General features: G+C 48.6%; 10 protein-coding genes. 1 reads left to right on the forward strand and 9 read right to left on the reverse strand.

The genetic code is table 11. The features are described 5' to 3' along the window. Positions 1-526: 526 nt before the first annotated feature. The 7 genes from MJZ26_13760 to MJZ26_13790 all read right to left on the reverse strand — a co-directional run bounded on the left by MJZ26_13760 (position 527) and on the right by MJZ26_13790 (position 7,822). Positions 527-1,633, reverse strand: coding sequence for a hypothetical protein (locus MJZ26_13760; GenBank protein ID MCQ2106844.1), 1,107 nt, complete (start codon positions 1,631-1,633; stop codon positions 527-529). Positions 1,634-2,162: 529 nt separating this feature from the next. Then, positions 2,163-2,909 (reverse strand): hypothetical protein, encoded by a 747-nt coding sequence (locus MJZ26_13765; GenBank protein MCQ2106845.1) that lies wholly within the window; start codon positions 2,907-2,909, stop codon positions 2,163-2,165. 237 nt (positions 2,910-3,146) lie between these two features. Next, positions 3,147-3,647, reverse strand: coding sequence for a threonine/serine exporter family protein (locus MJZ26_13770; protein ID MCQ2106846.1), 501 nt, complete (start codon positions 3,645-3,647; stop codon positions 3,147-3,149). A 1-nt stretch (position 3,648) separates the two neighbouring features. Beyond that, positions 3,649-4,581 (reverse strand): threonine/serine exporter family protein, encoded by a 933-nt coding sequence (locus MJZ26_13775; GenBank protein MCQ2106847.1) that lies wholly within the window; start codon positions 4,579-4,581, stop codon positions 3,649-3,651. 20 nt (positions 4,582-4,601) lie between these two features. Then, positions 4,602-5,132 carry a hypothetical protein gene (locus MJZ26_13780; GenBank protein MCQ2106848.1) on the reverse strand — a complete coding sequence of 177 codons (531 nt, stop codon included), beginning with the start codon at positions 5,130-5,132 and terminating at the stop codon, positions 4,602-4,604. 334 nt (positions 5,133-5,466) lie between these two features. Then, complete coding sequence (gene cysK, locus MJZ26_13785; GenBank protein ID MCQ2106849.1) at positions 5,467-6,399, reverse strand: cysteine synthase A; 933 nt, start codon at positions 6,397-6,399, stop codon at positions 5,467-5,469. A gap of 142 nt (positions 6,400-6,541) precedes the next feature. Beyond that, the gene (locus MJZ26_13790; protein MCQ2106850.1) at positions 6,542-7,822 is read right to left on the reverse strand and encodes an O-acetylhomoserine aminocarboxypropyltransferase/cysteine synthase; all 1,281 of its coding nucleotides are present in this window, start codon (positions 7,820-7,822) and stop codon (positions 6,542-6,544) included. Between the two features lie 276 nt (positions 7,823-8,098). On the opposite strand from MJZ26_13790, the gene MJZ26_13795 reads away from it, so the two are divergent. Next, entirely contained in the window at positions 8,099-9,043 is a 945-nt protein-coding gene (locus MJZ26_13795; protein MCQ2106851.1) for a hypothetical protein, read from the forward strand. Between the two features lie 89 nt (positions 9,044-9,132). Here MJZ26_13795 and MJZ26_13800 read toward each other — a convergent pair whose 3' ends face one another. Together MJZ26_13800 and MJZ26_13805 are read right to left on the reverse strand one after the other, a co-directional pair. Then, positions 9,133-9,591: an Rrf2 family transcriptional regulator gene (locus MJZ26_13800; protein ID MCQ2106852.1), complete on the reverse strand. Its 459-nt coding sequence runs from the start codon at positions 9,589-9,591 to the stop codon at positions 9,133-9,135. A 102-nt stretch (positions 9,592-9,693) separates the two neighbouring features. After that, on the reverse strand, positions 9,694-10,133 hold a 440-nt coding region (locus tag MJZ26_13805), incomplete at its 5' end, for an FKBP-type peptidyl-prolyl cis-trans isomerase (GenBank protein MCQ2106853.1).

Here is a 10,133-nt window from a genome sequence, read left to right on the forward strand (position 1 = left end):
TTTTCAGGAAAACTAATAAGCAGGTTTTATCCCCAGACTTCGTCGGCGATTTCCTTAATCAAGGCGAGTTTTGTAAAAGTCGCACTAAAAAATGAGCAAGTTTAAAGAAATAACTGTTTTTTGAAGGGTTGAATGCCCTTATATTGCTCCCAATTTCAATTAGAATTTCATTAGAAAAAAATACTGTGGGCGTTGCCCTGGCGGGCCGGCCCCTTGCGCTATCGACTCGCGATGCGAGTCGTTCGTTCAGCCTCGCGCGACCTGCGACTGCACAAGGCAAGCGCCGCGCGAGTCCGACCCCATACGGGCGGCGGGGCCTAACGCGAAAGCGATGTGGAACCGACAGGGATGTTTTTCTTGAAGGCTTTCATGTCGGCTTCCGTCGGTGTGTCTATGCAAATCTTGCGCTGTTGATGGATGCCGATTTTGCTGTCATCACGAGCAGATTTTCCTTGCTGATTTTTTAGACATATCGACCTCAATAGTTGTATAACGCAAAGCAGTCTTTGTCTAGGCTCCGATTGAATTATTCCTGATAAACCTTCACACAGCGGACAGACACTCCATATGTTTTAAGAAGCACATTTGATGTAAGGCCAGAACTATTTACAATACCATCTTTCCCAACATGGTATCCATCAACAATTTTTTCCTCTGGATAAAACCAATATGCACTATACGTAAGCAAATTGAATCCTCCTCCACCAAGTGGGTCACGACGCATTCCCGATGGAACTAAACTGAAGCCAGTCGTGTTATAACCGACAAAGCCATTTTGCGTCACCATATCCTCGAATCCATGCATAACATATTCAGAATTCAAAATAAATTTAATATCTTCCGCTGTTATTATTCGCCAATCTTTCGGACAAATTCCCTGATGATTTTCATCAATCAAATGAGCGCAACTTTTGGTATTACAACTATCATTGAAGCCCATCATTTCCGCCCACTGGTAAAGCCCCCCGTATCGGTCGCAATTCGTCGTATCGTTGTCATAACAGTAGCGTTCTATTTTATCGTTATCCGATTGGTTTTCTGAACCGTCAACCATTTCACCTATATTCAAGTTTTCTGCAAACACGGTTAATGAATCCGAATGGTCCTTGTTGTAAATGGTTAAATAATAGTAGGACCGATTATTCCTTGTGTCCACAAATTGTTTAAATACACTGTCAGCACGACGGGGACCAAGAACAGCCCAATGATCATAGGGAACATAATCTCCGCTACTGCTTGATGCTGCTGATGAAGAAGACTTCGCAGAAGAACTGCTGCTTGATTTGACACTTGATGAGGAGTTCACCGAGGAACTGGACTTAGCCGAGCTGCTGCTGGATTTTTCCGAGGAACTGCTAGATTCCCGATCGGGGTCGGAAATGATTGAAGAAGATGACATATCGGCGGTGTCGCTGCCCTTGACGCTACTGCTAGATCCTTCGCTATCGCTCAGGATAACACTTGAAGAGGAACCAGGAATGACAGAAGAGGACGAGTCACCGTTGATGCTGGAGGATGATTCATCATCCTCAACAGCGGAACTCAGGGAACTGTTTTCACCAGATGCGCTGGTGGAGCCCGAGTCATCGCCGCAGGCGTTAAAGGCGAACAGCGCAAAAGCGACCGCGCTCACCAAACCAATTTTCTTAAAAGTCTTCATAAAAAACTCCGAATATATTCCCCATAAATTTAGTTTTTCTAAAACATCGTTCCCCTGAAAATAAATTTTATTAATCAGAATTTGCCTAGTTTCCCATACGCCTCACCCCGAGGCATATAGAACATCTTGCATCCTGCGTTCGCGTTAGGGATGGAAGCCCGTAGGGTTCGGACTCGCGCGACCCTTGATTTGTGCAGTTGCCTGGAGCGCGAGGCTGAACGGACACGGCAGGGGCGCTTCGGCGAAGCTCGGCGACCTTGCCGTGATAACGCGACAGCCCGACCCCGGCGGCGGTTCTGTTGTGCGTGTCCCGGGAGCCGGGGGAACGCCCAGAACAAACGATTTATTCTAAAGAACCTCAATGAAAATATGAAGTTCTCCCGTTACGAGAACAGCTTTATTTGGCTTAAGAAGTTACGAACTATATTATTTTAACAATAAAAAACTTGGCGAGTTGGATTTTGTCATTCAGCGCGGCGGAACGGTGCTCCCCAAACTCTTATTATCCCCAGACTTCGTCGGCGATTTCCTTAATCAAGGCGATCTTTGCCCACTGTTCTTCTTCGGTCAGCTTGTTGCCCACATCGCAGGAGGCAAAGCCACATTGAGGGCTCAGCTTCAGGCGTTCCAAAGGAATGTACTTGGTCGCTTCCTTAATGCGGGCGATAACTGTCGCCTTGTCTTCCAGCTTGGGGGACTTGGAAGTAATCAGGCCAAGAACCACAACCTTGTCGGCGCTTACCTTTGACAAGGGCTCAAAACCACCGGAGCGTTCGTCATCGTATTCCAGATAAAGCGTGTTCACATTTTCGCGGGCGAAAACGTAATCCGCCACGGAATCGTAGGGGCCGCTGGTGAAATAGGTGGAGTGATAGTTGCCACGACAAATGTGGGTATTGATCTGCAAGTCCGCAGGCTTGCCTTCGATGGCCAGGTTGTTCACATGAAGCAGCTGATTTTTCACCACGTCAAGGCTCAGGCCCAAAGACTTGTAGCGCCGTGCGGCGGCATCGCCAACGATAGCGCCCCAGGTACAGTCATCGAACTGGATAGTTCTGCAGCCAGCGTCATAAAGCTGACGGATTACGCCGCGGTAGGCGTAGGCAATATCTTCAATCAGTTCATCGTTTGTGGCGTAGAACTTGCGGGTCGTTTCGATATTTTGGGGAACGATAAGCTGCTGGAAAAGTTGAGCAGGAGCAGGAATGGTCTGCTTGGCTTCATGACCGTCACTTTCAAGAGACTTCACAAATTTGCGGGGCGCAGAAAACTGCCCACCACATCAAAATGGTGCGTATTTGACATCGTATTTTTCCTTTTCATGTTGTCGCAGGGCTAAAGGAGAGCACTAGGCGCAAACCTTCGCCGCCACGCTGTCATCAAAGACAGTATTCAACTAAGAGTTATTTCTTAGATGCCGCCAAATATAGATGGAATCTATCGCTTTGTCCAATACTTAATTTTTAGAGTTTGCGATAGGTTTTTGCTATACGCCTTTATGAAAGAATCGATTCCACTTGATTTCAAAGGATCTTTTCTTTTGCAGGTGTATGACGAAAGTAACGCCAAAGACCATCAGCAGAATCGCCAAGAAGCACACCATAAAGTTGTAGAAGAATATGTGTATGTAATGGTCAAACAACCCGTCGCTTGGAGTCTTGAAACAAAGAATCAAGGACTGCACGGAACGATAGGCATACATACCGGGAATCATGGGAAGCAGCGCCGGGAACGCCAAGGATTCGCAGGGACATTTCCAGACTTTTCGCAAAAGGACAGCAAACATCCCGATGGAAAAACCTGCCACGAGACTCGCCCATATAATGTGAAAACCGCAAAGGTTCATCAACACAAATCGGGTGACGTGGCCAATGGCCGCCACAAGGCCACAGCCTGCGAAAATTCGTTTAGGCACATTGCTGATGCTTCCAAATCCGATGGCTGCAATGGAAGCGAAAAATCCGTCTTGAAGTAATGTCAGTAACATATTAGAAGAAATGAAGGTTGGTGAGAACAAGGCCTATGCAAAAACCCAGCGATAGGCAGATAGTTAGAATGGTGCCCTTAAAAAACTGGCTGATGCAACCCAGGAACATTCCATTCAGCAAGTTGCTAAGCGAGTTAATATACGGGATTCCTGGAACCAGGTAAAGGATGCTTGTAGCGAGAGCCACATTAGGTGTTTCTCCAATCTGAAAAACATAGCCGCTGGTACCAATGACCGTAGAAATGGTAGCCGCCAAAATCGTACCCATTCTAAAATCCAGTTTGAACCGCGAGCACAAAGTTCTTCGCAAGTAAAATCCGCAGGCAGTCGCCGTAGCCACAATGGCCATGGAAATAAAATCCCCGTTGAACAGCCTACAGAACGAAGCGTTGGCAAGGCTCGCCAGCACAAGAACAAGATTTGGGTGCAGCCTTTTTACCGCAAGAATCTTCTGGAATTTTTCATAAAAAACTTCGGGAGGATAATTCTCTGTCACCGTTTCCTTGGCAAGATGATTCAGCAAAATAATCCTGTCAAAGTCAAGGGGATTCTCCTTGATCTTTTGGTTGATGGTATAAGTTTTCTGTCGTTTATCATCTACAGCGCAAAGGAGAATATGCTGCGGCAAGCCAGTCACTTCGGCATGAATTCCAAAGTGGGTCGAAAGGTACGCCACGCTGGACAAAACCTGCATACTGGTCGCACCGCAAGCAGCCAGCGTCGCCGCAAACTCCGCAATCATTTTGCAAACAATGAATTCCTGATTCTCCTGTTGTTCAAGAATTTCAGAAAGCGGCGAGGCGCTCGTCCCCATCCCTTTCTTCGTGAAAAAAGTTTCATAAACAATTAGGAAAAGTACGATTACAAAACAGGCGCCTATAAGAACGGTTGCATTTCCAGAGGAAACGCTAGTGATGTCAATATCAATTCCCATGGAAATGCCCTCAACAAAAACTAGTCTTCGATGCAGCGGACAGAAGCTGCAATATCCTTGTTGAAGTGTTCCACGGTAATGATGCCATTATCACTGATGTTCAGCATATAGGCGCGAACCGCATCGTACTCGTCATCAATCCAAATGCGAGCCGACTTGTCGCGATCCACATAGTTGTCTTCATGGTAACGGAAGCCTGCATTAACCACATTCAGCTTTGCAAATTCACCGGACGCAATCAGAGATTCATACTCAGCTTTTGTAGGAACATGCCAGCCAAGAGGACAAGCCTTCTTTGCGGCAGCCCAAGTATAAAGGCGACCATAGTCAAAACACATCTTGAAATCATCGCCATAGCAGTAGCTGAAATCAGTGTAGAAATTGGCATTCTGTGCAAACCACTTTTTTCCATTGGCATTTACGACCTTATAGACATTCTCGCTACATTTCAAGGATGTTTGATCATCACTGAATTTGCATTTATGGAAGTCTTCGCAGGCAGTAAGGACGAAGATTGCGGCAATTGCCAAGAAGGGAAGAATTTTCATCATTGTGAACTCCTATGTTTTTTGTTCGGGCCACAATGTAGAATGTCAAAGTTTTCTTGACTAATACTTTATATTTCTGAAAATTATAAGTTTTTAAAATACAATCAATTTTTGTGATAGACAAATCACGAAAGATGAATATTCAAATCACAAAAAAACTAGAAGGCATTTAGCCTTCTAGCTTTCTCACTCTGAAATTTTTATAAAGTGCATTGGGCAAGGTTCACTGGGCAGCAAATGAGACCACGCAGCCCCGCAACACTTTTTGATTCTCGAAATTTTTCGTCGCGACGAACTCAACGAACTTCGCTTTTACGAGTTCATCGCGGCCACCAAACTATTCAGCGAAGAGAGCGGTAGAGAGGTAGCGGTCGCCAGTATCCGGAAGCAGGGCCACAATGGTCTTGCCCTTGTTTTCCGGACGCTTTGCCAGTTCCTTGGCAGCCCAGAGAGCAGCTCCAGAAGAAATACCCACCAGCACGCCTTCCTTGTGGCCGATTTCGCGGCCGGCTTCGAATGCGGCTTCGTTTTCTACTGCGATGATTTCGTCGTAGACCTTGGTGTTCAAGGTATCAGGAACGAAGCCTGCGCCAATGCCCTGAATCTTGTGAGCGCCAGCAACACCCTTGGAAAGTACCGGAGAGGAAGCGGGTTCCACAGCCACCACCTTCACGTTGGGATTCTGGGACTTCAGATATTCGCCCACGCCCGTGACGGTACCACCGGTACCCACACCGGCAACGAAGATATCAACCTTACCGTCGGTGTCTTCCCAGATTTCCGGGCCGGTAGAGGCGCGGTGAGTTGCCGGATTTGCCGGGTTCACGAACTGGCCAGGAATAAAGCTGTTAGGAATTTCTGCAGCCAGTTCGTTGGCACGGGCGATAGCACCCTTCATGCCCTTGGCGCCTTCGGTAAGAACAAGTTCTGCACCGTAGGCCTTGATAATCTGGCGGCGTTCAACACTCATGGTTTCGGGCATCACGATGATAATGCGGTAGCCGCGGGCTGCAGCGACAGAAGCAAGGCCAATGCCAGTGTTACCGGAGGTCGGTTCGATAATCACTGCACCGGGCTTCAGCTTGCCGGACTTTTCAGCGTCATCCAGAATGCCCTTGGCGATACGGTCCTTCACGGAGCCAGCGGGGTTGAAATATTCAAGCTTTGCCAGAACCTTCGCACCGAGATTGTTAGCGGCTTCGATGTGAGTAAGTTCCAGGAGGGGGGTGTGACCAATCAGCTGATCTGCAGAAGTATAGATTTTAGACATTGTTTTTCCTTCGGAAAAAAGTGAAAAGTGAAGAGTTAAAAGTGAAAAATGATTATCTTCGCGGCTTCGCCGCCCTAAATTGATGCGCCGCAGGCGCCATGCTAATCATTGTTCACTATTCATTGTTAACTGTTAATTTTTTTTACACCTGTGCCAGAGCCTGTTCCAAGTCGGCGATAATATCATCGATGTGTTCGGTACCGATGGAGAGGCGGATGGTGGACGGCGTAATGTGCTGTTCCTTGAATTCTTCTTCGTTCAGTTCGGAATGAGTGGTGGTGTACGGATGAATCACCAGGCTCTTCACGTCGGCAACGTTTGCCAACAGGCTAAAGATCTTCAGGCTATCAATGAACTTCCAGGCTTCGGCCTGACCGCCCTTGATTTCGAAAGTAAAGATGGAGGCGCCACCCTTGGGGAAATACTTCTTGAAGTTTTCGTGGTCCGGATGGGTCGGGAGACTGGGGTGGCTAACGGAAGCAACCTTCGGATGCTTGGAAAGGAATTCCACAACCTTCTTGGTATTTTCCACATGGCGTTCGATACGCAGGGACAAAGTTTCAGTACCCTGGATGAGAGCCCATGCAGCGAACGGGGAAATTGCAGCGCCCTGGTCGCGAAGGAGGATTGCGCGGATGTAGGTCACGAATGCGGCACCCGGAACAGCGTCGGCGAAGCTTACGCCGTGGTAGCTCACGTTGGGGTTAGCGATGGTGGGGAACTTGCCAGACTTCCAGTTGGTCTTGCCGGATTCGATGATGATACCGCCGAGAGTTGTACCGTGACCGCCGATGAACTTGGTAGCAGAATGAACAACTACGTCTGCGCCGTGTTCAATGGGGCGGAACAGGAAGGGAGTACCGAAGGTGTTGTCTACGATAACGGCGAGACCGTGCTTGTGGCCAAGTTCGATAAGAGCGTCGATATCGGAAACGTCAGAGTTCGGGTTGCCCAATGTTTCCAGGTAAAGGATCTTGGTGTTTTCCTTGATGGCAGCTTCCACTTCGGCGAGGTTGTGAGTGTCAACGAAAGAAGTGCTTACGCCGAAAGGTGCCAAGGTGTGCTTCAGCAAGTTGTAGGAGCCACCGTAAATGGTCTTCTGGGCAACCACGTGATCGCCAGCCTGGGCGAGAGCTTCAATGGCGTAGGTAATGGCAGCGGCGCCAGATGCAACGGCAAGGGCTGCGGAACCACCTTCCAGGGCAGCGATACGCTGTTCGAAAACGCCCTGGGTGGAGTTGGTCAAGCGGCCGTAAATGTTACCGGCATCGCGAAGGCCGAAACGGTCAGCGGCATGCTGGGAGTTGTGGAAAACGTAAGAGGTGGTTGCGTAAATAGGAACTGCGCGGGAATCGGTTGCGGGGTCTGCGGATTCCTGGCCAACGTGGAGCTGAAGAGTTTCAAAGTGAAGATTCTGGGACATGTGCTATTCCTCCGTACTGGAATGTTTGTCATTATTATTAAAACTTTCAGGTTTGTTTCCTACCATTTTTGTAGGTCTTTCAAACCAACGGCTATAATGTAAAATCATTTTCCCACCTTTCCAATAGGTTTAGTAGGAAATTCTATAACTTTTTTCACTTTTTCTTCGTTATTATAGACAAGAACTATAACAAGTTAAAATATTCCCCTATAAAAGCCCCTTTTAAAGCATTTTTACTTAGATTTTAGTCATCCAAAACACTTGTTAGGAGTATACATGATTAAAAAGATTCTTCCCCTTACCGCAGCTGCCCTCATGGCCCTCACAGCCTGCTCCGACGACAGCAGTTCCTCCGGCCCGAGCGTCCCCTCTGCCGACTCCGCCCCTACCTGTTCCGCCAAGAAGAAATCCGACAATACTGTAGAAATGATCATCGGCATGCCCGGCGTTTCCACAACCACCATTACCACAATCCTTAATGGTGATAAAGTCACAATGGAAATGTCCTCTACCTACAGCTCCAAGATTCCTGCAGAAGCCATCCGCGAGGAATGTGAAGAGAACCAGAGGGAAGCTGAAGAGGACCACGATAACGCAACTGTTACCTGCTCTGACAGAACCATCAAGATTGTTAGTGAAGAAGACGCAGATGGCGCTTCCATAGAAAAGATCTACGAAAAGGCCGTCGGCGAATGCCAGGTTTTCGAGAAAATGTACGACGAAGACTTCTATGAAGATGACGACGATGATGACGACGACATTTTCAACAATAGCGGATCTTCCAATGAAGAACCCACTACCCCCGACATCGGCACACCGCTTCCTGGAGACACAGGTTTAGGCAACCGCCAAGGCAAGGCCACTTGCAAAATCAGCAAGAATTCCGACACAGAATTTGAAATGACTGTCTCCGACGCAGATACCGCAACCGTGTCCATCTCCGTGAAATACATCGACGGCATCCTCGAAGAAGGCAGCACCACGGTATTCAATGAAAACCTGCCCCAGAGTTTCATCGATCAGGAATGTGCTGAAGCCAAGGAAGACGCCCTCAATGACGTAGACGGATCCATCGTCACCTGCGAAGGAAATACCATTTCCGAAAGTTTCAAGATGGAATCCCCATTTAACCCGATTTCATTCATGGCATCAGAATTTGTCGCTATGTGTAACGAAATCCAGGAAACCGGAATCATTCCCGACGAAGACGAAGACTTCTAAGCAAGTTTCCTCATTTTGCCTATAAGAAAAGCCGGCCATCAAAGGTCGGCTTTTTCATTTGCATTCTTTTGATCTTGAGCTAGAGAGCGTTACAGCCCGCAGCTCCAGGCCTTATCGTTAGGCACCTTCCCTTCAGCCTCTTCCGTCCCGCGGACAAACTGGTCCAGCTTGACGCTGTCCAGGTAGCCGCGGATCATGGAATCCAGCTCCTTCCACACCGGAAGGGTAACGCAGAAACTTGCACGGTCGCAGGTATTTACATCGTCATCGAGGCAGGCCACAGGCGCCACCGACGTCTCCGTCAGCGAAAGGATGTCCCATACGCTGCATTCCATGGGGTCGCACTTCAGCTTATAGCCGCCGCCCTTGCCGCGAGCGCCTTCCAGTAGCCTGCTGCGCACCAGCGTTCCCAGAATGCCTTCCAGGTACTTTTCAGAGATTTGCTGACGGGCAGACAGTTCCTGCAGCTTCACGTAGTTTTCTCGACCGTTCTTGGCCAAGTCTATCATGACCCGCAGAGCGTAACGACCTTTGGTAGAAATTCGCATTTTCAGCCTCCACTTCTAAAAATAAAAAGAAAAGCGCCCAAAAGAGCGCTTTCCCTTGAAAAACTATAGGATTAGTGGGGTTTTCTTCTTTAACCGCTGCGGTTAGCTACCCAAGTATTCCACCGCAAAGATCAAGGTGGCACCACCCGGAATCGGGCCCGCGCCTCGGGCACCGTAGCCAATTCCCGGCGGAACGATGAGGATTCTCTTTTCGCCCGGAAGCATGCCCTGCACACCGAGTTCCCAACCGCGAATCACACGGCCGCCACCCAGCGGGAAGCTGAAGACCTGCCCGCGATCACGGGAGCTGTCGAACTTGTAACCATTCGTGAGCCAGCCAGTATAGTGGACATGAACGTTCTGACCCTTCTGGGCAGGCTCGGCACCTTCTTCGCCTTCCCTGATGATTGCATAGCGCAAGCCCTCGGGGCCATTTTCAAAGGTCAAGGCCGTTGTATCCGGGAAGAAGTCCATGGTGGCAGCCACAGCCTCGTCAATCTCGGAGGAAACCAGTTCCACGCGGTAGATCAAGGTGGAGTTAG

The organism is Fibrobacter sp., from assembly GCA_024398965.1.
Lineage (GTDB): Bacteria > Fibrobacterota > Fibrobacteria > Fibrobacterales > Fibrobacteraceae > Fibrobacter.